Consider the following 22,409-nt stretch of genomic DNA (forward strand, 5'->3'; position numbering starts at 1 on the left):
GCACTCGCTGCGTCGGACGCGATGCCTGCGGCGGCTGCACCGAGTTGTTCGAAGGAACAGATCATTGCGGGAACCTGTGGTGCGTCGAGTGTGGTCAATACGGACCTTAGCCAGATCGACCTCATCGGAGACGCCGAGTTTGGTGACACAGGCGGCCCACTTGAGGAAGTGGAACCCGACGCAGTTGAGTCTGGCGTCCAGGTCGGCTCCACGGATTCAGCACAAGAGCCAACCATGCCCGAGAACTGCAGCCCCTTGAACGCTGCGCTCTGCGCGACTCCACCGACGACACCCGAAACCCCGGCCTCACCAGCCCCGGCCGTGACCGTCACCCTCCGAGACATCGCCTCGTTCATCCCCGCCAAGCCGGGCAACACCATGGAGCCCGGCGGCTGGGCGGTGGAAGACCTTCCGGCGAACTTCGTGGCCGAGGCATCCGCTCAGGTGGTGTCGGGCACGCTGCTCGGCCAACCCGCCGACGTGCGGTTCACGCCGATCGGCTACCGGTGGCGGCACAGCGACGGCGGGGTCGTCGAGAGCGGCACAGCCGGTGCGACCTGGGTCGCGCTCGGGCAGCGCGAGTTCACGCCGACCGGCACGAGCCATGTCTACGCCGAGTCGGGTGAGTACACCGTCACCCTCGAGGCCGTGCTGCGCGCCGAGTATCGGTTCGGCGGCTCGGGTTGGCGCTCGATCGCCGGCACGCTCGCCGTCTCGGGAGATCCGCAGCGCGTGCTCGTGGGCGAGTTCGACACCGTGCTCACGAACGGCGACTGCAACGCGAACCCCTCCGGCCCGGGCTGCTGAGCGAGATCTCCGTCGCTCGGTGGAGGCGGCGGTGTGCACGATGGGGTGAGATGGCTTCATGACCGAGCCTCCGCAGACCCCGCCGGGTCCGAAGCCGCCGCCTCGGTCCGTCGAGGGCTGGGGGATCGGTCTCGCACTCGGGAGCGGCATCGGGGTATCGATCGGCGTCGCGCTCGACAACCTCGGGGTCGGCATCGCCATCGGAATGGCCATCGGCCTCGCGTTCGCCCTGGCATTCGGGGCGGCGAAGAAGCCCCCGATCGAGGAGCAGCAGAGCGGAGCCCCGACCCCCGAGGACCCGCCCCCTCACGCCTGACGCGGGCGCGTCGGTATCGGCGGGCCCACGGACAACCGAGGGGTTGTCAGGGGGATGCTGAGAACGTCGACGCGTACAACTCGCGCAGACCCGACATGCCGTCGGCAGTGAATGCCGCGCGCTGCCGTGCGGCTCCGGTGCCGTCGCGCAGGAGCCGTGCGACACCGTCGCGAGCGAGTTCGAGGTCTCCCGCCGCCTCGAGCGCGGGCTGCAGCACCCGGATGCATCGGTCCAGTGTCTCCGCGGCCGGCCGAAGCTCGACGAGCACCGGGTCGAGCACTTCGCCGCTCAGACCGAAGTGCGCGGAATGCATGAGCGAGGCGTTCAGGAGCTCCGGGTCGGGTGCCGCCTCGGGAGTGGGCTGCACCGACGCCGAGCGGCCGAGCGAGTCGTCGAGCACGCAGCTGACGAGGGCACGGAAGAGCGCGGTGAGCAGCACCGACGACCACGCCTCGAGCTGTGCGTCCGCCACACGAACCTCGATCGTCGGCACGTGCGACGAGAGCCTCGCGTTCCACATGATGATCGCCTGGTCCTGCATGCCGCCGATGCCGATGAGTCGTTCCAGACGACGGTCGTAGTCGGCGCCGTCACGGAACAGGGGCGGGCAGCCCGTCGTGGTCCAGCGTCGCTGGGAGACGTTGCGCCAGCTGTCGAAGCCCGTGTCGTGCCCGCGCCAGATCGGCGAGTTGCCGGTCAACGCCGAGAAGAGGGGCAGCCAGTTGCGCGTGACGTTGAGCGCGCGCACCCCGGCGTCGTGATCGACCACGCCGACGTGCACGTGCAGCCCCTGGATCTGGTGGTCGGCGATGACCCCGCCCATCTCGTCGACGATCCTGAGATACCGCGGCAGGTCGGTGACCGTCGGAAACCCGTGCGCATCGGGAGGTGCTCCCACGCTCGCGACGACGACGCCGAGTCGTCGGGCCTCCTCCGCGAGCTCGTGCCGGAAGCCGACGAGCGAGGCGAGCGCCGCCGCACTCGAGGTGAACACCGTGGAGGCGTGCTCGACCTGCGAGGCGAGGAACTCACGATGGGTGATCGGCGCCCAAGCGGGGCGGGCCGAGAGCGTCTCGAACGCACCGGCCGCGACATCCACCGGCTTCATCGTCACGGGATCGAGGAAGACGAACTCCTCCTCGATGCCGAACGTCGTCGGTTCCGCGACCATGAGCCTCCCCCGAGTGCTGATGGAACTCTCCTCATCGCGGGGATCGGTGTCAACCCCCGTGAATGCGGGGTGACGAATCGTGTCGAAATTCCGGGCGCAGCCTCGACATACTGATGGGAGCGCGGTTCAGCCTCCCCAGATCGAAGGAGCGATTCCGATGAAGTACCTGATCCAGATCTACAGCAACCCCGAGTCGCGCGCCGTGTGGAGCGCCTTCACGCCCGAGGAGCAGGCCGAGGGCTACGAGTTCTACGAGGCCATCAGCACCGAGCTCGCCTCGACCGGCGAGTACATCGCGGCAGAGGCGCTCGCCGACATCTCGCTCGCCAAGCGGGTCACGAACGGCGACGACGGCACGGTCGCGAGCGACGGCCCCTTCGCCGAGACGAAGGAGCTGCTCGCCGGCTTCTACCTCGTCGATTGCGAGAGCGAGGCGCGTGCGGTGGAGATCGCGGGGCGGTTCCCCGAGGCGCAGTTCGGCCTCATCGAGGTGCGCCCGGTGCTCGAGATGGCGTCGGGCTCCGACGTCTGACGGACGATGCCCGAATCCGACGCCGTTCGGGCACTGCGAGCCGCCGCACCGTCGGCGCTCGCAGTGCTCGTGCGGCGCTACGGCGACTTCGCCGCGTGCGAGGACGCCATGCAGGAGGCCCTCATCGCCGCCGCCGAGCAGTGGCCGACGAGCGGGGTGCCCGACAGCCCGCGGGCCTGGCTCGTGCGCGTGGCGTCACGCCGGCACATCGACGACGTGCGGTCGGATGTCGCGCGCCGACGCCGTGAGTCCCGAGCCGTCGAGCTCGAACCCGAGCACGCGCAGGTGCCGGCCGTCGACGACACGCTGACGCTGTTCCTGCTCTGCTGCCACCCCGCCCTCGGTCGACCCGCGCAGCTCGCGCTCACCCTTCGGGCCGTCGGCGGGCTCACGACCGCCGAGATCAGCCGGGCGCTCCTCCTGCCCGAACCGACCGTGGCGCAGCGCATCTCGCGGGCGAAGGCGCGCATCAAGGCCAGCGGCGAAGGATTCCGCATGCCGCGGCCGGAGGAGACCGCGGCGCGGCTCGCCGCCCTCCGCCAGGTGCTGTACCTCGTCTTCACCGAGGGCCACACGGCGAGCTCCGGCGACGAGCTCGCGCGCGTCGACCTCTCGGCCGAGGCCATCCGGCTCGCCCGGCAACTGCGCGAGGCCGACGCGGATGCTTCGGGGGAGACGACCGGGCTCCTCGCCCTCATGCTCCTCACCGACGCCCGCCGGGCCGCGCGGGCCGACGCGTCAGGCGCCCTCGTGCCGCTCGACGAGCAGGATCGCTCCAGATGGGACGCGGCCATGATCGGCGAGGGCGTCGCCCTCGTGGCCGAGGTGCTCGACCGCGCTCCGATCGGCCCGTACCAACTGCAGGCCGCGATCGCCGCCGTGCACGATGAGGCGCCCTCGACCGAGGAGACCGATTGGATCGAGATCCTCGGCCTCTACGACCTGCTCGGGCGGCTCGCTCCCGGGCCGATGGTCGCGCTCGGCCGCGTCGTCGCGCTCGCCATGGTCGAGGGGCCGCAGGCGGGGCTCGCGGCCCTCGAGGCATCCGAGTCGGCGGCCGGTGGCGCGCTCGCCGAGCACCACCGCACGTGGGCGGTGCGCGGCCACCTGCTCGAGCGGGTGGGGGCGACGGATGCCGCGTCGCTCGCGTACACCGAGGCGGCACGCCGCACACTCAACGGCCCCGAGCAGCGCTACCTCGCGGTGAAGGCCGAACGGCTCCGGGCCGGGCGATGACCTGAGCCCGGCCGCTCAGCCCGGCCGCTGAACCGGGCAGCTGAACGCGGGTGTTCAGCGCACGAACAGGCTCACGACGCCCGACGTGATGCTCGTGAGCACTGAGAGGCCCACGAGGCAACCCGTCACGATCCAGGCGATGCGCTTGTGCTGGTCGTATCCCTCGAGCGTGCGCCCGTCGCGGTCGCGCTGCGAGCCGGTGAGCACGAGCACGAGGTCGACGAGCACCCAGACGCCGAGGCCGCCCAGCGTCAGGAGCTTCGCGATCGCCGTGCCGACCTTGCCGAGGTAGAAGCGATCGGCGCCCCAGAATCCGAGCAGCATCGCGAACAGCCAGGTCGCGACGAAGGTGCGACCGGTGGTGCGGTAGGGCTCGTAGGAGAACTGCGGGCCGACCGGGGCGGCCGTGCCGTATGCGGGCGGCAACGGAGCGGTCGTCTGCTCCTCGAGGGAATACCCCGGAGGGGCGGGCAGCGTGTACGACGGGAACTCCGAAGCGGCGGGCGGGGCCGGGAAGGGGGCCGGCGCGCCGAGCGTAGGCGCCACGGGTGCGGGAGGAGCGGGAGGCACCGGCTGGGCCGGGGCCGCTCCGGCGGCGGGCGGCCACGGGGCAGCCGACCCTGCGGGCCGCGCCGTCGTCGACTCGTCGATGCCGTCGAACGCGGGAGCGGCGCCGAACGCGGGGGTCGGCGGGCCGGCCGGCGCCGGCGGCGTCGCGGTCATCGGAGCCCCGGTCGGCGCAGGCGGTGCGGGAGTCGGGCCCGGCGTCGTGGCCGCGGGCAGCGGGTTTGGTGCGGCATCGGCCGGCCTCGCGGCGGTGTGCGGAGTCCAGGCGGTGCCGTCCCAGTAGCGCAGCAGCGCGGCATCCGATTCGTCGTCGTACCAGCCGGCCTCAAGCGACACGTTCGCTCCTCTCCTTCTTCTGCAGTCGAACGGCGCGCACCGAGAGCTGCACGGCGGCGATCACGACGAGGGTCGCGAACAGCCACGTCGAGACCTCGGGCGACATCAGGTGCGCCAAGGCGACCCCGCCGAACGAGGCCGCGGTCGCCGCGAGGCCGGCGATGACGCCCGCGCGGACGTCGACCACCCCGCCCCGGGCGTTCGTGACGGTGCCGCTGATCGCGGTCGGGATCATCACGGCGAGCGACGTGCCCTTGGCGACGAGGTCGCTCATGCCGAAGAAGAGCATGAACGCCGGCACCATGACGAGTCCGCCGCCGATGCCGAAGAGACCGGATGCCACGCCGATGACGAGCCCGAGCGCGACCATGCCGATGATCGTGAGCGCGTCGAGTTCGAGATGCGCTGCGGCGCGCTCGGGCACGAACACCAGCATGCGCACCGCGACCGCCACGAGGAGCGCGATGAACATCCAGCGCAGCCAGCCGAGGGGGAGACGCCGCAGCAGGCGGGCGCCGATCCACGAGCCGATGATGCCGCCGGCGGCGACGAACAGCGCGGGGATCACGGCGACCTCGCCGCTGATGAAGTACGCGATGGAGCCGACGATCGCCGTCGGCACGATCGCCGCGAGCGAGGTGGCCGAGGCACGGCGCTGGTCCATGCCGGCGAAGGTCACGAACAGGGGCACCATGAGGATGCCGCCGCCGACGCCGAACGCGCCGGAGAGCAGCCCTCCGACCGCGCCGATGACGGCGAGGCGCGCCCAGCCGGCACGCCGATCGGTCTCGGCGGCAGACGAGTCGGCTGAAGTCACCCGCCTACTGTACTGGCGCGCGCGGCCGAGGGCCGGGAGTGTCGTGCGCCTACGCCGCCCGGTCGACCTGCGCGGTCGCGAGGGCGTGCTCCTGCGCGTGCTCGTGCTCTGCGACGACCGAGTCGATGGCGGCGGCGTGCGCCGCGGCATCCGCTGCTGCGACGGGGACCTGCTCGACCAGCGCCGCCGCGACGAGGCCCGCCCGTCGCACGCCGCGCGCGAACACGACGATCAGCACGCCGAGCACCGCGCCCGTCGTGTTCATCACGAGATCGCGGGGATCGGAGATGCGAGCGGGCTCGAGCACCTGGACGAGTTCGATGAAGACCGTGAAGCCGAAGCCCGCGGCCATGGCGAGGGGCCACCGGCGTCGGGGGGTCAGCAGCGCGGCCAGCACGCCCACCGGCAGGAAGATCGCCACGTTGAAGGCGATCTCGGCGAGGTACCCGGTCGTCCAGGTGACGGGAGCCGTCCACGCCTCCGGGTTCAGGATGCCGCCGTCGAGCTGATGCCCCTCCGTGCGCCACGGCGCCGGACCGATGGTGACCCACAGCACGACTGCCGCGTATGCAGCAGCGACGAGACCGAGGGGGCGGCGGTTCATGCCCCGATTCTCCACCCATTCGATGCAAGTGCGCTGGCAACCTGCCGAATTCGTTCTGATCGCGACGAATTCCGACGAAGGTCTTCCCAGGTCACGATTCGGTCGCGTAGCGTGTGAAGCTGAACGTCACCCGATAGGGTATGTTCACTGATTCCTCCATCAAGCGGGCGCTCGCCCGTGCCTCCACCTGATTGCCCGGAGGCGGACCGATCCGCGTGGCATGACCCGATACGAGACGGCGGATGCCTGAGCGCACTCCCGCCCCTCGCCCCCGCTCCGTCGGCAACCCGCCGCGCGGGGCAGCGATCGACCGTCGATCGCATCGGGCCGCACCAGCAGCCCATAGGACAGAAGGACAGCAGTATGGCAACCGGAACCGTCAAGTGGTTCAACGCCGAAAAGGGCTTCGGCTTCATCGCTCCCGACGACGGCTCGGCCGACGTCTTCGCGCACTTCAGCGCCATCTCGGGCAACGGCTACCGTTCGCTCGAAGAGGGCCAGAAGGTCGAATTCGAGGTCGCACAGGGCCCGAAGGGTCTGCAGGCCGAGAACATCCGCGGCCTCTAGGCCTCGGCAAGCACCACGTGAACGCCCCCGCAGCGCAGGCTGCGGGGGCGTTCATCATGTGCGAGGCCGGGCCATCCCGAAAGTTTCTCAGCGCTTGCACATGAGAAGCGACTAGAGTCGAAGTATCTGCAGTGGGTTCTCTCCCACATGACACGGCTGGGAAGCCGATGACCAGTCGGGACGAAGCAACATCTCTCACGCCGAAGCATTCGGTGCGATGACGGCGACGAAGCCCCGCACCGGTTCCTCCCGCAGGTCACTGATCGCGGCGTCTCGCACGCCGGGCTGTTCGGCCGCGTACCCCGTGCGATTCGCTCGCACCACCATGAACTTCCGGCGGCGGACGTCGCCGTCGGAACCCTGCACGACCTGAGGTCGTGCACGTCGCAGCCGCTTCGGCGGCTCGGCTTTACAGAAGGAAAAGAATATGGCTACCGGAACCGTCAAGTGGTTCAACGCCGACAAGGGCTTCGGCTTCATCGCTCCTGACGACGGCTCGGCCGACGTCTTCGCGCACTTCAGCGCGATCGCATCGGGCGGCTACCGCTCGCTCGAGGAGAACCAGAAGGTCGAATTCGAGACCGCCCGCGGCCCCAAGGGCCTGCAGGCTGAGAACATCACGGTCATTTCGTAAGTTCTCGCATCCCTTTCGATCGGGTGTCTGCGCGCTGAGCGCGCGGGCACCTGATCCACGAGCGGATGTCGCGGCAGCCGCCTCCTCGTGAGGCAGGCGCCGCGGCATCCGCTCTGTGCATTCCACTGGGCTTCTTCGAAGATTCGCTCTCTAGGCTCGACCATGTCGAACCACCCCCGATCGATCCCGGTCGGCCCCGAAGAAGGAGCCCCCCACATGCAGTGCCCCACCGACGGAACCGTGCTCGTGATGAGCGAACGCAGCGGCATCGAGATCGACTACTGCCCCACGTGTCGTGGTGTGTGGCTCGACCGGGGTGAGCTCGACAAGATCGTCGAGCGCGCAGCGCGCGAGTTCGCTGCGCCGGCCGCGAGCGCTCCTGCCGCCCCCGCGCCTCCGACTCAGCCGCAGCCGCCGGCCTACGGCCAGCCCTCGTACCAGCAGCCGTACGACAACCGCGGGTACGACCGCGGCTATGACAACCGCGGCCAGGGCGACTACCGCAAGAAGAAGAAGGAGAGCTGGCTCTCCGAGCTCTTCGACTGATCCACCGCCGGCTCCGCCTCCCGAGTGGAGGCGGAGCCGTTCGCGGTCAGGAGGCGAGCGCCTCGACGACCCGGCGCGCGACCGACGCGCTCGACTGCGGATTCTGGCCGGTGACCAGGTTGCCGTCGACGACCACATGGTCGCTCCACGGCCCGGCCGAGTCGATGAGGAGGCCGGCCTCGCGCAGTGCGGACTCGACCCACCACGGCGTGTTCTCGCCGGTGCCGCCGGTGCGCTCCTCTTCGTCGGTGAAGACGGTGAGCGTGCGACCGGCGAATGCGTTCGTGCCATCGGCGAGCTTCGCCGCGAGCAGGGCGGCGGGGCCGTGGCAGAACGGTGCGATGACCGCGCCGGCCTCGTTCGCCGCGATGAGCACCCGGCCGACGTTCGCGTCGAAGGCGAGGTCGGTCATCGGCCCGTGGCCGCCCGGCAGCACGATCGCGGCGTAGTCGGCGGCGTCGACATCGGCGACGGGAACGGCCCCCGCGAGGTCGTCGGCGATCGCGTCGAGGTACTCGGCGAGCTCGCGCGCCTGCTCGTCGCCGCCTGCCTGCGACGGGTCGAGGCTTCCGGCGTCCACGGTCGGCGTCACGCCACCCGGCGTGGCGATCGTGACGGTGTGGCCGGCGGCCACGAGGTCGCGGTGCGCGGTCACGAGCTCTTCGGCCCAGAATCCGGTCGGATGCTCCGAGCCGTCCTTCATCGTGAGCGCGTTCGCGCCGGTGACGATCATCAGGATGTTGCTCATTCGTGGTTCCCTTCGTTGGCTGGTGCGGGGTCGCTGGGGTGCTCGGTGCTCAGGCGACGTTGAACTCGACGGGGTGCGGGCCCGTGCGACCGTCGCGCTCGAGCGCGTCGATCGCGGCGAGTTCGTCGGCCGCCAGCTCGAAGCCGAACACGTCGAGGTTCTCGGCGATGCGGCTCGGCGTCACCGACTTCGGAATCACGACGCGTCCCTGCTGCAGGTGCCAGCGCAGTACGACCTGGGCGGGCGTCGCCTCGTGGCGCACTGCGATGGCGATGACGGATGACTCGCCGAGCACGGCGCCCTGCGCGAGCGGGCTCCACGCCTCGGTGACGATGCCATGCCGCTCGTTCGCGGCGATCGTGGCGCGATTCTGCAGCGCGGGATGCAGCTCGACCTGATTCACCGCCGGCACGACCGTGCTCGTGGCCACGAGTCGTTCGAGGTGGTCGGGCTCGAAGTTCGAGACGCCGATCGCGCGGACGCGCCCTTCGGCGTGGAGGCGTTCCAGTGCACGCCAGGTGTCGAGGTAGAGCCCGCGCTCGGGCGTCGGCCAGTGGATCAGGGAGAGGTCGAGCTGCTCGAGCCCGAGCTTCGCGAGGCTCTCGTCGAACGCGCGCAGCGTCGAGTCGTACCCCTGGTCGGAGTTCCAGATCTTCGTCGTGATGAAGAGCTCGTCGCGGGGCACGCTCGAGTCGGCGATCGCCCGGCCGACGCCCTGTTCGTTGCCGTAGATCGCGGCGGTGTCGATGCTGCGGTAGCCGGCGTCGAGGGCAGTGGTGACGGCGGCGGCGGTCTCGTCGTCGGGCACCTGGTAGACGCCGAAGCCGAGCTGGGGCATGCGCACGCCGTTGTTGAGGGTGACGGCGGGCACGGTGGTGAGGTCGGTCATGGTCTCGCTTTCGGGGTTCTGAGTGTGATGGAGGGTCAGGCGGCGGATGCCGCGGTGGAGGACGTGTCGAGGCGGGCGGGGCCCGCGGCATCCGCTCGGGGGTGTCGGCGCGCATTCGCGGCGGCGATGACCATCACGACGAGGGCGGCGGCGGTGATGATCGCGCCGACCCAGATCGGCGAGGTGTAGCCGAGGCCTGCCGCGATCGTGAGGCCGCCGGTCCAGGCTCCGAGCGCATTGCCGAGGTTGAACGCGGCGATGTTCGCCCCGGAGGCGAGGGTCGGGGCGCCGTCGGCGTACCGCATCACGCGGCTCTGCAGGGCGGGCACCGTGCCGAACCCGAAGCCGCCCATCGCCGTCAGGAGCACGATCGTGGCGACGGGGTTCGGGGCGAGCCAGGCGAAGAGCACGAGCACGACGAGGAGCGCCGAGATGAAGCCGAGCAGGGTGCCGTCGATCGAGCGGTCGGCGAGGCGCCCGCCGATCCAGTTGCCGACGACGAGGCCGGCGCCGAAGAGCACGAGCAGCCACGGCACGGCGCTCGAGGCGAAGCCGCTCACCTCGGTGAGCGTGTACGCGATGTAGGTGAATGCGCCGAACATGCCGCCGAAACCGAGCACCGTCACGGTGAGCGACAGCCACACCTGACCGGAGCGGAACGCGGTGAGTTCGCGGCGAAGGCTCGGCGCCGGCCCGTCGGTGCGGAGGTTGGGCACGAGCGTCGCGATACCGACCAGAGCGATCACGCCGATGGCCGAGATGGCCCAGAAGGTCGAGCGCCAGCCGAACTCCTGGCCGAGGAACGTGCCGAACGGCACGCCGAGCACGTTGGCCGCGGTGAGGCCGGTGAACATGATCGCGATGGCTCCGGCGGCCTTCTCGGGCGCGACGAGGCCGGCGGCGACGACCGAGCCGATGCCGAAGAAGGCGCCGTGGCAGAGCGCCGCGATGATGCGGCCGGTCATCATGAGCTCGTATGTCGGGGCCATCGCCGAGATCGCGTTGCCCGCGATGAAGAGCACGAGCAGGCCGGTGAGCACCGGCTTGCGGGGGAGCCGGGTCGTGGCGGCCGTGAGGCCGAGGGCGCCGACGACCACCGCGAGGGCGTAGCCCGAGATCAGCCAGCCTGCTGCGGCTTCGGTGACGCCGAAGTCGGCGGCCACCTCTGGGAGCAGGCCCATGATCACGAACTCGGTGAGCCCGATGCCGAAGCCCCCGATGGCGAGAGCGATGAGTCCGAGGGGCATTCGTGGTTCTCCTGTTACACTCGTACGAATAGTTGCAGACGCGCTCTATTGCACGACGAGCATTAATACTTGCACGCGCAATTAGAAAGCGCAAGCAACTAAATCGACCGAGGAGGAGACATGGGCATCGCCGACGACGCCGTCGAGGTGCGCGCGCAGGGCTGGCGCACGCTCGCCGCACTGCACGGACTCATCGAGGCCGAGCTCGAGCGCTCGCTCGCGGCATCCGTCGACCTCTCGGTCGTGGAGTACACGGTGCTCGACGCGCTCAACCGTCAAGACGGCTGGCACATGCGCATGCAGCAGCTCGCTCGTGCCGCGGCGCTCAGCCCGAGCGCGACGACGCGGCTCGTGAACCGACTCGAAGACCGAGCGCTGCTCACGCGCATCCTCTGCGCAGACGACCGGCGTGGCATCTACACCGAGCTCACGGCCGCCGGGCGTTCGCTGTACGAGCGCGCGAGGCCGATCCACGACGAGACACTCGAGCGGGTGCTCGCCGAAGCGGGCGATCAGCCCGAGCTCGCGCCCGTCGTCGAGGCGCTGCACGGGGTGGCGCTGCCTGCGACGGTCGGTTGAGCGTCAGCCGTCGGCGCACCGCGGCGAGGGGCGTGGCGTCCGCGCGGGTCAGGTCGCGTTCGCGGAGATGTTGACGAGCCAGGTGACCCCGTAGCGGTCGGTGCACATGCCGAACGCGTCGCCCCATGGCGCCACCTCGAGCGGCACGATCTCCGACCCGCTGGCGAGCAGCTTCGCCCAGTAGCCGCGGAGCACGGCGTCTTCGTCGCGCCCGCCCGACAGCGAGACCGAGATCGGCCCGCCGGTGCCGGGGTCGCCCATCGAGCTCGGCGTGTCGGCCCCCATCAGCACGACGCCGCCGTCGCCCTCGAGCTGGCCGTGCATGATCTTGTCGGCGTCAGCAGGGTCATCGGCCTGGCCGAACTCGGCGAAGGTGCTCGTCGTGAGCTCGCCGCCGAACACCGAGTGGTAGAACTCCATCGCTTCCTTCGCGTTGCCGGGGAAGTTGAGGTACGGGTTGAGCGTGACCATGGTGCGACCCTTTCGATCTCGACGTGGCTGTCGAAGCAGATACTCGTCGCTCGTGCGGCCCGCGGCAACCCCCGCAGCGGATGCCTCCGCCGCTGGCGCGGATGTTCGCTCCGCGGCGTGCGGCGACGGTCCACGGGACCGGGGTCTTGACAGCGCCATCCACTCGCCGTAGGTTGTAATCAATCAAATGGTTGATCAATGAATGAGTTGGAAACAGGCTGATGATCTTCGACCCGGGCGCAGACGACCGCCTCGACCGCGCCTTCATGGCACTGGCCGATCCGGTGCGCCGCGGCATCATCGCCCGACTGAGCAGAGGGCCGGCCACGGTCAACGAGCTCGCCGAACCGTTCGCGATCACCAAGCAGGCCGTCTCGAAGCACATCCAGGTGCTCGAGCACGCGGGGCTCGTCACGAGGACACGTGACGCGCAGCGCCGACCCGTGCACCTCGACGCGGCCCAACTCGAAGCCCTCACCGCGTGGATCGACCGCTACCGGCTGATCCACGAGCAGCAGTTCCGCACGTTGGACGCACTGCTCGCCGAAACCCCCGGCCCGGACGCCGGGGCATCCGTCGCCCCCGATGCGACCCCGCATCGTGACGACGTCCCAGAAGTCGGCACCTCTGCCGGCCGCACCGGAGAAGAGAACGAATCATGACGAACCCCGTCACCATCACCGCCCCCGAAGGCCTGCCCTTCATCGAGATCGAGCGAGAGTTCGACGCACCCGTCGCCGCCGTCTTCAACGCGCACCGCGACCCCGAGCTCGTCAAGCGCTGGCTCGGCCCCGACGGCTACGAGATGCGCGTCGAGCGCTGGGACTTCGAGCCGCAGGGCGGCTACCGCTACCTGCACGTCGACCCCGAGGGCGAGGAGTACGCCTTCAACGGCACCTTCCACTCGGTGCGCGAGAACGAGTTCGCGGTGCAGACCTTCGAGTACGAGGGCTTCCCCGACGTCGTCGCCGTCGAGTCGATCGCGTTCGAAGACCTCGGCGGCGGGCGCACGCTGCTCCGCATCCACTCCACCTACCCGAGCCTCGCGGCCCGCGACGGCATGGTCCAGAGCAACATGGAGGTGGGTCTCCGCGACGGCTACGCACGACTCGACGGCGTGCTCGCCGCCTGACCGAGCGACCATGTCGATCGACCGGATGGCGCGGGGCGCGGTCGCCACTCGCACCCGCCCCGCCGCCCTCGGTCACCCACGAACATCGCACGGAACGGAGCACCTCATGGACTGGACACTGGAAGTCGTCATCGTGCCGGTGAACGACCTCGACCGATCGATCGCCTTCTACCGCGACCAGGTCGGCTTCGCCCTCGACCACGACACGCGCAGCGACAGCATGCACATCGCGCAGCTCACGCCGCGCGGCTCGGGCTGCTCGATCGTGATCGGCTCGCTGCCGTCGCAGAACGAGATGGCACCGGGTTCGCTGCACGGCCTGCAGCTCGTCGTCGCCGACGCGGCGGCCGCTCGCAACGAGCTCATCTCGCGCGGTGTCGAGGCGAGTGAGATCACCGTCTTCGACGAGCGCGACGGCGGCACCTTCTTCGGCTTCGCCGACCCCGACGGCAACACCTGGGCCGTGCAGCAGATCAAGGCCCGCGGTGAGAAGCCGCTCATTCCGCTCGACGCGCGCCAGCGCTTCGGCGCCGAGCAGGAGGTCTGAGCGAGCAGCCGTACCGATCGATCGGATGCCGCGGGGCGGCCCTCATCGAGGGCGGCGCCCCGCGGCATCCGTACGCCTGACGCGCTTCGGCGCGATCAGGAGCCCGCAGCGTCCTGCGGGTCAGGCCGGCGCAACCGGCTGTCTGAGGATCGTTCGGAGCTTCTCGGGGGCCGTGCGCCGGGGGTCGCCGAGATACACCTCGTGATGGCGCCCGTTGAACCGAAGGCCCTGCTCGGGCATGAACTCGTCGTGCAGCCGTGCGAGTGTCGGGCCCTCGGCGTCGTACGAGCCGAGATGGAGGGTCTGCACCGCACGCCCCTCTGAGAGGCGCTCGAAGCGCACGAGGTTCGCGGCCGGTGCCTTCGCGGCCGCCTTCGCAACGGACTCCGCGACGAGCTCGGGCGTGAGCCAGTCGGGCTGCCAGATCATCATCGTCCACGACCAGGCCGATTTCTCGCGGGTGACGAACGTCGCCGGGTCGTCGGCGCTCCAGAGCCCTTCGAGCGGCCCGACGACGTAGTCGCGATCGAGCTCGCGCTTGCTCTGGAACTTGGCGGCGTACGACACGGCGTAGAGCGCCTCGACCGCGGCCACGTACTCGGGGGCGTTGTTGGGGTCGCCGTGCCCGTCGACCATGCAGTAGGCGAGCTCGGGCACCTCGATGATCTCGAATCGACCTCGCGGGGCGGTGTAGCAGGCGAGTTCGCGCTTCACGTCGTACTTGTCGGCCATGCACACAGCGTCGCGCGCACCACCGACATGGAGCCGGACGCACCGGCGCAGCGTGCGGCGCGCGCACCCGCATGACACCATCGGAGGCGGACCGGCCGTGACGATCCATCTCGGCAGCCGTCCCGCGCGATCTTCCCCCGACCAGCACTGGAGCATCATGCAGACTCGCACCCTCGGCCGCACCGCCCGCATGGTCTCGGTCATCGGCCTCGGCACCTGGCAGCTCGGCGCCGACTGGGGCGAGGTCGCCGAGGGCGACGCGTTCGCCGTGCTCGACGCGGCGCACGATGCCGGCGTCACCTTCTTCGACACGGCCGACGTCTACGGCGACGGCCGGAGCGAGTCGCTCATCGGCGCATGGCTCCGCGCGAACCCCGGTTCCGGAGTCACGGTCGCCACGAAGATGGGCCGGCGGATGCCGCAGCAGCACGCCAACTACTCCGCCGAGCACTTCCGTGGATGGATCGACCGCTCGCGGGCGAACCTCGGCGTCGAGACGCTCGACCTCGTGCAGCTGCACTGCCCGCCGTCATCGGTGTACGGCGACGACCGGGTCTTCGACGCGCTCGATGCGCTCGTCGACGACGGCTCGATCGCCGCCTACGGCGTGAGCGTCGAACGGGTCGACGAGGCGCTCACGGCCATCGCGCGGCCGAATGTCGCGACCGTGCAGATCATCCTGAACGCGTTCCGGCTGAAGCCGCTCGACGAGGTGCTGCCGGCCGCCGTCGCGGCGGGCGTCGGCATCATCGCCCGGGTGCCGCTCGCGAGCGGCCTGCTCTCGGGGCGCTACACGAGCGACACGATCTTCGCCGCGAACGACCATCGCAGCTTCAACCGTCACGGCGAGGCGTTCGACGTCGGCGAGACCTTCTCGGGCGTCGACTACGAGACGGGCGTGCGGGCGGCATCCGAGTTCACCGCGCTCGCCCGCGAGGCGGCGCCGTCCGCCTCGCCCGCCCAGGTCGCGCTCGCCTGGATCGCCGCGCAGCCGGGCGTGAGCTCGGTGATCCCGGGTGCGCGCTCGCCGCAGCAGGCGCGGGCGAACGCCGAAGCCGGATCGCTGCGTCTGCCGCCGTCGTTCGACGAGGCGGTGCGCGAGCTCTACGACCGTGAGATCCGCGCGGCGGTGCACGAGCGCTGGTAGTCGGCCGGCCGCTCCGCGACACCCCGGCGGAAAATCGGCGGAGATGCCCCCATTTCAGGGCACAACGTCGATACGCTGCACAGGTGTGGTGTTAGCGGGGGGCTGACAGTGACGATTCCGGGTGCATGGCACGGCGACTGTTCGCCGCGCCCTGCGAACGAGCTCGGCGTCGCCACGACCCTCCTTCGACCCGTCGAACCGACGGGCAGATCCGAACACTCGGTCCGTACGAAGGAAGGAATCGAATGATCACCAAACGAGTCATGACGTTCGGGCGCAGCGGGGCCGCCGCGGTGCATCTCGAGGGGGGCGCGGGCAGGCGCAGGGGCGACCGGATGCTCGGTCTCGCGCTCGCCGGCCTGATCGTGGTCACGCTCGGCATCGCCGGCCAGGCGCAGAGCGCCGAGGCGGCGGCGGATCTCGAGCACGCCAAGCGGCTCGCGGTCGCCGAGGTCGGCGGCCAGGTCGGCATCGGCGCGGCGGGCGTCGACATCGCTGCGCTGCGGGATGCCGCGGCCGCGCACTCGGCGACCGAGGCGCTGCGCGGTGCGCTCGCCGCCCACCGCGAGGCGGTCGAAGCTCAACAGGCGGCAGCCGCTGCGAAGCTCGCCGCCGAAGCCGCGGCAGCCGAGGCTGTGGCAGCCGAGGCAGCGGCAGCCGAAGCCGAAGCCGAGCAGGTCGCCGACGAGGGCGATGACTGGTCGGGCGAGTCGGATGCCGCGGCATCCGCTTCGAGCGGGGCGACCGAAGAAGCCCCGGCGGCTGCTCCCGCAGCGGACCCGTACACCTCCGAGTACTACCCGGGCCTTCCGCCCGCACCGCGCGACGAGGACTGCGGGCCGTGCACCGGCAAGGAGATGGTGCCCGTGTACTACAACGGCTCGTACGTGTGGGGCTGCGACGCCTGATCGGAACGGATCGGTGCGGCGGGCGCTCGGGAGACCGGGCGCCCGCCGTCGTTTCGAGGGTCTGGTCGCTATGCCTGGGGAGGCGTGGCGAAACGCCAGGCCGTGATCCAGTCGGGATCCTCGCCGTGCTCGTATGCGTACTCGCGGGCACCGCTGCGCGCCGCGCGCCATTCGTCGGCGATCTCCGCGACGCCGGTGCCGCCTTCGAGGCCCGGCACGCGGTGCAGCACGTCGAGCGCGAGTCGATACCGGTCGAGGTCGTTCAGGTGCAGCATGTCGAACGGCGTCGTCGTCGTGCCCTTCTCGATGAAGCCCCGCACGTGCAGGTTCCGGTGGTTGGCGCGCCGATAGGTGAGCTGGTGGATGACCGACGGGTACCCGTGGAACGCGAAGATCACCGGGGCGTCGGTCGTGAACATCGCGTCGAATGCCCGGTCGGGGAGCCCGTGCGGGTGGTGCGACGGGTCCTGCAGGCGCATGAGGTCGACCACGTTCACGACGCGCACCCGGAGGTCGGGCAGTCGCTCGCGCAGCAGTTGCGCCGCCGCCACGGTCTCCATGGTCGGCACGTCGCCCGCGCAGGCCATGACGACGTCGGGCACGGATGCCCCGGGGTCGGCCGCGTCGTAGCCCGGCTCGTTGCCCGCCTCCACCCAGATGCCGATGCCCTGCTCGACGTGCGCCTCCGCCTCCGCGAGGGTCAACCACTGCGGTGCCGGTTGCTTGCCCGCCACGATCACGTTCACCCGGTTCTGCGTGTCGAAGGCGTGCCGCATCACGGCGAGCAGCGTGTTCGCGTCGGGTGGAAGGTAGACGCGCGCCACGTCGGCCTGCTTGTTCACCACGATGTTGAGGAAGCCCGGGTCCTGGTGCGAGAAGCCGTTGTGGTCCTGACGCCACACGTGCGAGGAGAGCAGGAAGTTGAGGGACGCGAGGTCGCCGCGCCACGGCACCCGGCTCGCCGACTCGAGCCACTTCGCGTGCTGGTTGACCATCGAATCGACGATGTGGATGAACGCCTCGTAGCTCGTGATGAGCCCATGCCGCCCGGTGAGCAGGTACCCCTCCAGCATGCCCTGCATGAGGTGCTCGCTGAGCGCCTCGATCACGCGGCCCTCACGGGCGAGGTGCTCGTCGAGCGGGTCCAACGCCTCCGCCCAGACGCGCGAGGTCACGTCGAACACGGCACCCAGTCGGTTGGAGAGCACCTCGTCGGGGCCGAAGAGCCGCACGTCGTCGGGATTGCGGCGCATGAGCTCCGCGAACCATTCGCCGAGGACCCTCGTCGACTCCGCCGAGTCGCCCCGGTCGCCGGGATCGACGTTGAGAGCGAAGTCGTCGAGCCGCGGCAGGTCGAGCGACCGCACGATGCCGCCGTTCGCGATCGGGGTCGCGCTCATCCGCAGGTCGCCGTGCGGCCGCAGTGCGTCGAGGTCGGCGACCGGCCGTCCGTCCCGGTCGAAGAGCTCCTCGGGACGGTACGACCGCAGCCACGCCTCGAGCATCGCGAGGTGCTCGGGGTTCTCGCGCACGGCGGCGAGCGGCACCTGGTGCGCGCGGAAGGTGCCCTCCACCTGCACGCCGTCGACCATGCGGGGACCGGTCCACCCCTTCGGCGTGCGCAGCACGATGGCCGGCCAGCGCGGCGCCGCATCGGCGAACGCGCCGGCTGCTGCATCCGCCCGGATCGCGGCGATGCGCTCGTAGGCGACGTCGACGGCGTCGGCCATGCGGCCGTGCACGGCCATCGGGTCCTCGCCGTCGAACCCGCCGGTCACGAGCAGCGGTTCGTAGCCGTTGCCACGGAAGAAGTCGACGAGCTCGGCCTCAGGAATGCGCGCGAGCAGCGTCGGGTTGGCGATCTTGTAGCCGTTGAGGTGCAGGATCGGCAGCACCGCGCCATCCGTCACCGGGTTCAGGAAGGAGTGCCCGCGCCAGCTCGCGGCGAGCGGGCCGGTCTCGGCCTCGCCGTCGCCGACGACGCACGCGACCACGAGGCCGGGGTTGTCGAGCGCCGCGCCGAAGGCGTGCATGAGCGAGTAGCCGAGCTCGCCGCCCTCGTTGATCGAGCCGGGCGTCTCGGGCGCCGCATGCGACGGGATGCCGCCCGGGAACGAGAACTGGCGGAAGAGCCGCCGCATGCCCTCTGCATCGGTGCCGATCGCGGGGAAGAGCTCGGAGTAGGTGCCGTCGAGCCACGTGTTGGCGACCATGGCCGGGCCGCCGTGACCCGGGCCGCAGACGTAGAGCGTCGGCGTGCCGCGTTCGACGATGGCGCGATTGAGGTGCGTGTAGACGAGGTTCAGTCCGGGGGAGGTTCCCCAGTGACCGAGCAGGCGCGGCTTGATGTCGGCCGGTTCGAGCGGCCGGGCGAGCAGGGGGTTCGCCATCAGGTAGATCTGGCCGACGCTCAGGTAGTTCGCGGCACGCCACCAGGCGTCGACGATCTCGAGCGGCACGGATGTCCCGCGCCCATGCTGCTCGTGCTCGTGCTCGTGCTCGTGCTCGTGGTCGTGCTCGCCTGCCTCGGACATGGCTTCCCCTGTCGGCTCGAGTGTCCTTCGAGCCTAGGTCGGTCGCGAGGCGGGCACCACCGATAGGGTCGAAGACGATGAGCCCTGCTTCGCACCCCGACGACCGCGACAGGCGTGCATGATCGACATCTTCACCGGCTTCGCGGTCATCGCGCTCGCCGTGTTCGTCGGCTGGATCGCCGGGCGCACCGGCGTGCTCGGGCCCGAGGCCCGGCCGATGCTCGCCCGGCTGAACTTCAGCGTGCTCGCGCCGTTCCTGCTGTTCTCCGTGCTCGCGAAGGCCGACGTCGGCGCGCTCTTCTCGGTGCTGCTCCCGGTCTCCGCGATCGCGGCCGTCGCCATGATGCTCGTGTTCGGCCTCGTGGCGATGCTGCTCTGGCGGCGACGCCTCGAGCACACGGTCATCGGTTCGCTCGCGTCGGGCTACGTGAACGGCAACAACTTCGGCATCCCGATCGCGGTCTACATGCTCGGCGACGCGGCGTACTCGGCGCCCGTCGTGCTGTTGCAGCTGCTGCTGTTCGCACCGGTGGCGCTCGCCATCCTCGGCGCCCGAGTGCACGGCAACACCTCGGTGGCGGCGATCGTGCGCACGACCTTCACGAACCCGATCATCCTCGGCTCGCTCGCCGGCGTGCTCGTCGCAGTGTCGGGCCTCGAGCTGCCGCCCATCGTGATGGAGCCGATCGAACTCATCGGGCACGCCGCGGTGCCGCTCATGCTCATCTCCTACGGCCTGTCGCTGCACGGGCAGCGGCTCTTCGCACCGGGCAGCGGTCGTCGCGAGGTCGCGTTCGCGACCGTGCTGAAGCTCGTCGCGATGCCCGTCACCGCGTGGGCCGTCGGGGCGTTCGTCTTCGGCCTCGACGGCCACGAGCTCTACGCGGTGACGGTGCTCGCCGCGCTGCCGACGGCGCAGAACGTCTTCGTCTACGCCCAGCGCTATGAGACCGCCGAGGTCGTGGCCCGCGACACGGTATTCCTGACGACGATCGGCTCGGTGCCGGTGCTGCTCGCAGTGGCGCTCCTGCTCGGCTGAGCCGCGGAGCACCACGTGCCACGTGCCCCGAGTCCCGACGACCGGCGCGGGACCCCTATCGCGGGGTCGAGGGGCCCGGTGACGTGGTCGGCGACGGGGTCGCGGCGACGGCCTCGGCCGACGCCGGCCAATGGTGGAACCACCTCGCCCAGCGCTCCGCGCGCCATCCCTGCGGTCGGAGCAGCTTTCGTCGCGCCGCGAGATCCTTCGTGAAGGCATCGGTGCGCACCGCATCGCGGAGCTTCATCCGAGCGGGGATCGCGGCGAACGCCCGAGCGTCGACGTCGGCGACGTCCGTGCGTGCCGCCACGATGATCGGAACCGGCGAGTAGAGCGGTTCGACGAAGACGAAGATCGCAACGATGAGGAGGATCACGGCGCTCACGATCAGCCATTCGAGCGCGGGATGAGCCCAGGCGTAGATCGCGAACCACGCGCAGACGACGGCGCCGCCGACGTAGAACGCGCGTGGGATCGAGCTCAGCACGAGCCAGTCGCGGGGCTCGATCGGGCATCGGTCCCACTCCCGCGACCGTCGGGTGACCGTCGAGAGGCGCTGGTTCAGCCAGATCAGCACAGCAAGGACGAGCCCCGAGGCGATGAGCCAGCTCCACGGGTTCAGGCCGTCGGGGTCGGTCACGAACGAGGCAGATTCGATGGCGGCGGGCACCGCCTCCGCGACATCCCGACCGCCCGGGAACACCCCGATCATGAAGCCGATCGCACCGGCGACCCAGCTCGCGAAGGTCGCGAAGGCGGCGTAGACGCCCGGCAACCCGGGCAGGATCGCGGCGATCACGACGGCGGCCAGCATGTTGATGCCGAGCGACTTCTTGTCGATGACCGAGAGCTGGTTCTCGACGGCGAGGACGGCGGCGGGAGCCGCAGGGAAGCCCGGGCCGAGCAGTTGGCGCGCGGTGGGCTCGACGACCTGGATCGTGTTCTGGAAGTAGACGGAGTGGTCGAGGAAGGGCTGGCTCGTGTTGTGCACCGCGTGCTCTTCGGGCCCCGTCGAGTTGGAGCCGCCGGGGAAGTAGGCGTTCCGCCAGCGCTCGCGACGGCCGGGCGCCGAGTCGGCGATCGGGCCCGCCGAGAACGGATCCCAGATGGCCCAGTGGTTCGTCCACTGCACGCCGTCACCCGCGTCGGGCTCGGCGTTGCGATCGATCCACTTCTGCACGGGCCGATACTCGTCGGGCCGGCCGAGCCAGCGATCGCGTCCGAGCAGCACGACCGCCGCACCGACGGTGGTCAGGCGGTTCACGTTGAACTCGCTCGGCTTCAGCTCCTCGAAGAGGGCGTACGTCGCGACGGCCGCGCCCTGCGAGTGGGCGAAGAGGTGCACGTCGCCGTGGTCGCCGACGAGCTCCTTCGCCTTGGCGAGGGCGTCGCGCACGACGAGGCGCATCGCCGAGGCGCGCACGGGGCGCTCCTTCCAGGCGGCGACGTCGCCGATCGATTCGACGATGCCGTCGATGACACCCTGAGCGACGTTCTTGAACCACGGGATCAGCAGGAGCGGGCTGATGAGCGGCAGGATCGGCGTCAGCACGGCGGCGAGCAGTACGAGGAAGACCCACGTGACGCCGAAGGCGATCGAGCACACGACGAGCCGCACGGAGTCGATGGCGAGGTCCACGCCCTTCGGGAGCGTTCGCGGCTCACCGGGCGCCTTGGTCCAGTGCCGCACGAGCGTGTACCACGGCACGAGCACCATGGTTCCGAGGAAGAGGTCGAGGACGCGCCAGATCGCGCGCCACATGAAGACGACGGCCCACTGGAAGATCTCGCCGCGATTCATCGGCACGAAGGACTCCGACCAGCGCGCCTCGATGATCGCGATCTTCTGCACGACGTCGTCGGTCTCGTCGGCCGGTGCGCCCGCCGCCTGTGCGAGGGGGCCCGGGTACCGCACCGTCGCCGTGATCATCGGCAGGTCGCCCGACAGGTCCGACGTGCGGATCGCGATCCCGTGGCGCTCATCGGCGCCGATCACCCGGTCGCGCGCGAGCCAGTCCATGCGTCCGAGCAGCGGCTCGGCCCATTCGAGCAGGATCTGGCTGCGGTAGGCGTTGCCCATGCCGTGCACGACCACGAGCGCGCGGTCGAACGACTGGTCGTCGGATGCCTCGGGCCGGCGTCGCTCGGTCGACTCCGCGCCGTCGGCGGGGCCGGCGCCGCTGCTCTCGGGGCTCTCGGCTCCGTCGAGGGCGTCGGCTGCACCGCGGTCCGCATCTGAGGGGACTGCCGATTCGTCTGGCGTGGGGCTGGGTGCGATCCGCATGGATTCTCCTCGAGCGAGT

The 22,409-nt window shown here is 70.4% G+C and carries 25 protein-coding genes; 14 read left to right on the forward strand and 11 right to left on the reverse strand.

Features of this window, described 5'->3' with window-relative positions:
- The first annotated feature begins 321 nt into the window (after positions 1 to 321).
- Positions 322 to 807: a PKD domain-containing protein gene (locus BUR99_RS08440; RefSeq protein WP_074259909.1), complete on the forward strand. Its 486-nt coding sequence runs from the start codon at positions 322 to 324 to the stop codon at positions 805 to 807.
- Between the two features lie 58 nt (positions 808 to 865).
- Positions 866 to 1,123 (forward strand): hypothetical protein, encoded by a 258-nt coding sequence (locus tag BUR99_RS08445; RefSeq protein ID WP_084183834.1) that lies wholly within the window; start codon positions 866 to 868, stop codon positions 1,121 to 1,123.
- 46 nt (positions 1,124 to 1,169) lie between these two features.
- Here BUR99_RS08445 and BUR99_RS08450 read toward each other — a convergent pair whose 3' ends face one another.
- The gene (locus BUR99_RS08450; protein ID WP_074259910.1) at positions 1,170 to 2,294 is read right to left on the reverse strand and encodes a carboxylate-amine ligase; all 1,125 of its coding nucleotides are present in this window, start codon (positions 2,292 to 2,294) and stop codon (positions 1,170 to 1,172) included.
- Positions 2,295 to 2,451: 157 nt separating this feature from the next.
- Here BUR99_RS08450 and BUR99_RS08455 point away from each other — a divergent pair, with 157 nt between their 5' ends.
- On the forward strand, positions 2,452 to 2,826 hold the full coding sequence (locus BUR99_RS08455; RefSeq protein WP_074259911.1) for a YciI family protein: 375 nt from the start codon (positions 2,452 to 2,454) through the stop codon (positions 2,824 to 2,826).
- Between the two features lie 6 nt (positions 2,827 to 2,832).
- Entirely contained in the window at positions 2,833 to 4,062 is a 1,230-nt protein-coding gene (locus BUR99_RS08460; protein ID WP_074259912.1) for an RNA polymerase sigma factor, read from the forward strand.
- A 54-nt stretch (positions 4,063 to 4,116) separates the two neighbouring features.
- Here the strand turns inward: BUR99_RS08460 and BUR99_RS19610 are convergent, their stop codons facing one another.
- Genes BUR99_RS19610 through BUR99_RS08480 form a run of 3 tightly spaced genes read right to left on the reverse strand, consistent with a single transcriptional unit; the run spans position 4,117 to position 6,386 of the window.
- Entirely contained in the window at positions 4,117 to 4,965 is an 849-nt protein-coding gene (locus tag BUR99_RS19610; RefSeq protein WP_084183835.1) for an NINE protein, read from the reverse strand.
- Complete coding sequence (locus tag BUR99_RS08475) at positions 4,955 to 5,782, reverse strand: sulfite exporter TauE/SafE family protein (RefSeq protein ID WP_074259913.1); 828 nt, start codon at positions 5,780 to 5,782, stop codon at positions 4,955 to 4,957. The genes BUR99_RS19610 and BUR99_RS08475 overlap by 11 nt, the downstream gene beginning before the upstream one ends.
- A 49-nt stretch (positions 5,783 to 5,831) precedes the next feature.
- Positions 5,832 to 6,386, reverse strand: coding sequence for a VanZ family protein (locus BUR99_RS08480; RefSeq protein ID WP_074259914.1), 555 nt, complete (start codon positions 6,384 to 6,386; stop codon positions 5,832 to 5,834).
- Between the two features lie 363 nt (positions 6,387 to 6,749).
- On the opposite strand from BUR99_RS08480, the gene BUR99_RS08485 reads away from it, so the two are divergent.
- The 3 genes from BUR99_RS08485 (at position 6,750) to BUR99_RS08495 (ending at position 8,133) form a co-directional block, all read left to right on the forward strand.
- Positions 6,750 to 6,953, forward strand: a complete 204-nt coding sequence (locus BUR99_RS08485; protein WP_022893782.1) for a cold-shock protein — start codon at positions 6,750 to 6,752, stop codon at positions 6,951 to 6,953.
- Positions 6,954 to 7,380: 427 nt separating this feature from the next.
- Positions 7,381 to 7,587, forward strand: coding sequence for a cold-shock protein (locus BUR99_RS08490; protein WP_022893778.1), 207 nt, complete (start codon positions 7,381 to 7,383; stop codon positions 7,585 to 7,587).
- Between the two features lie 216 nt (positions 7,588 to 7,803).
- Positions 7,804 to 8,133: a TFIIB-type zinc ribbon-containing protein gene (locus BUR99_RS08495; RefSeq protein ID WP_074260311.1), complete on the forward strand. Its 330-nt coding sequence runs from the start codon at positions 7,804 to 7,806 to the stop codon at positions 8,131 to 8,133.
- Between the two features lie 46 nt (positions 8,134 to 8,179).
- Here BUR99_RS08495 and BUR99_RS08500 read toward each other — a convergent pair whose 3' ends face one another.
- From BUR99_RS08500 to BUR99_RS08510, 3 genes are read right to left on the reverse strand one after another with little or no spacing between them, the layout of a single operon-like run.
- Positions 8,180 to 8,881: a type 1 glutamine amidotransferase domain-containing protein gene (locus BUR99_RS08500; RefSeq protein ID WP_074259915.1), complete on the reverse strand. Its 702-nt coding sequence runs from the start codon at positions 8,879 to 8,881 to the stop codon at positions 8,180 to 8,182.
- 49 nt (positions 8,882 to 8,930) lie between these two features.
- The gene (locus tag BUR99_RS08505) at positions 8,931 to 9,770 is read right to left on the reverse strand and encodes an aldo/keto reductase (protein WP_074259916.1); all 840 of its coding nucleotides are present in this window, start codon (positions 9,768 to 9,770) and stop codon (positions 8,931 to 8,933) included.
- 35 nt (positions 9,771 to 9,805) lie between these two features.
- Positions 9,806 to 11,017 carry an MFS transporter gene (locus BUR99_RS08510; RefSeq protein WP_074259917.1) on the reverse strand — a complete coding sequence of 404 codons (1,212 nt, stop codon included), beginning with the start codon at positions 11,015 to 11,017 and terminating at the stop codon, positions 9,806 to 9,808.
- Positions 11,018 to 11,137: 120 nt separating this feature from the next.
- Here BUR99_RS08510 and BUR99_RS08515 point away from each other — a divergent pair, with 120 nt between their 5' ends.
- Complete coding sequence (locus tag BUR99_RS08515) at positions 11,138 to 11,596, forward strand: MarR family winged helix-turn-helix transcriptional regulator (protein WP_074259918.1); 459 nt, start codon at positions 11,138 to 11,140, stop codon at positions 11,594 to 11,596.
- Between the two features lie 48 nt (positions 11,597 to 11,644).
- Here the strand turns inward: BUR99_RS08515 and BUR99_RS08520 are convergent, their stop codons facing one another.
- Complete coding sequence (locus BUR99_RS08520) at positions 11,645 to 12,067, reverse strand: VOC family protein (protein ID WP_074259919.1); 423 nt, start codon at positions 12,065 to 12,067, stop codon at positions 11,645 to 11,647.
- A 221-nt stretch (positions 12,068 to 12,288) separates the two neighbouring features.
- Between BUR99_RS08520 and BUR99_RS08525 the strand changes: the two genes are divergently transcribed.
- The 3 genes from BUR99_RS08525 (at position 12,289) to BUR99_RS08535 (ending at position 13,746) form a co-directional block, all read left to right on the forward strand.
- Positions 12,289 to 12,729, forward strand: a complete 441-nt coding sequence (locus BUR99_RS08525) for an ArsR/SmtB family transcription factor (protein WP_074259920.1) — start codon at positions 12,289 to 12,291, stop codon at positions 12,727 to 12,729.
- Complete coding sequence (locus tag BUR99_RS08530; RefSeq protein WP_074259921.1) at positions 12,726 to 13,199, forward strand: SRPBCC family protein; 474 nt, start codon at positions 12,726 to 12,728, stop codon at positions 13,197 to 13,199. The genes BUR99_RS08525 and BUR99_RS08530 overlap by 4 nt, the downstream gene beginning before the upstream one ends.
- A gap of 106 nt (positions 13,200 to 13,305) precedes the next feature.
- Positions 13,306 to 13,746 (forward strand): VOC family protein, encoded by a 441-nt coding sequence (locus BUR99_RS08535; RefSeq protein ID WP_074259922.1) that lies wholly within the window; start codon positions 13,306 to 13,308, stop codon positions 13,744 to 13,746.
- Positions 13,747 to 13,866: 120 nt separating this feature from the next.
- On the opposite strand, the gene BUR99_RS08540 is transcribed toward BUR99_RS08535, so the two are convergent.
- A complete protein-coding gene (locus tag BUR99_RS08540) occupies positions 13,867 to 14,478 on the reverse strand; it encodes a GyrI-like domain-containing protein (protein ID WP_074259923.1) in 612 nt (203 codons plus the stop codon).
- Positions 14,479 to 14,635: 157 nt separating this feature from the next.
- Here BUR99_RS08540 and BUR99_RS08545 point away from each other — a divergent pair, with 157 nt between their 5' ends.
- Both BUR99_RS08545 and BUR99_RS08550 read left to right on the forward strand, forming a co-directional pair.
- Positions 14,636 to 15,625: an aldo/keto reductase gene (locus BUR99_RS08545; protein ID WP_074260312.1), complete on the forward strand. Its 990-nt coding sequence runs from the start codon at positions 14,636 to 14,638 to the stop codon at positions 15,623 to 15,625.
- A 245-nt stretch (positions 15,626 to 15,870) separates the two neighbouring features.
- Positions 15,871 to 16,533, forward strand: coding sequence for a hypothetical protein (locus BUR99_RS08550; protein WP_074259924.1), 663 nt, complete (start codon positions 15,871 to 15,873; stop codon positions 16,531 to 16,533).
- Positions 16,534 to 16,601: 68 nt separating this feature from the next.
- Here the strand turns inward: BUR99_RS08550 and BUR99_RS08555 are convergent, their stop codons facing one another.
- Entirely contained in the window at positions 16,602 to 19,067 is a 2,466-nt protein-coding gene (locus BUR99_RS08555; RefSeq protein WP_084183837.1) for a phosphoketolase family protein, read from the reverse strand.
- 118 nt (positions 19,068 to 19,185) lie between these two features.
- On the opposite strand from BUR99_RS08555, the gene BUR99_RS08560 reads away from it, so the two are divergent.
- The gene (locus BUR99_RS08560; RefSeq protein WP_074259925.1) at positions 19,186 to 20,106 is read left to right on the forward strand and encodes an AEC family transporter; all 921 of its coding nucleotides are present in this window, start codon (positions 19,186 to 19,188) and stop codon (positions 20,104 to 20,106) included.
- 55 nt (positions 20,107 to 20,161) lie between these two features.
- Here the strand turns inward: BUR99_RS08560 and BUR99_RS08565 are convergent, their stop codons facing one another.
- Positions 20,162 to 22,390, reverse strand: a complete 2,229-nt coding sequence (locus BUR99_RS08565) for a hypothetical protein (protein ID WP_074259926.1) — start codon at positions 22,388 to 22,390, stop codon at positions 20,162 to 20,164.
- Positions 22,391 to 22,409 lie beyond the last annotated feature (19 nt).

The organism is Agromyces cerinus subsp. cerinus (genome assembly GCF_900142065.1).
In the GTDB taxonomy this organism is placed as follows: Bacteria; Actinomycetota; Actinomycetes; order Actinomycetales; family Microbacteriaceae; genus Agromyces; species Agromyces cerinus.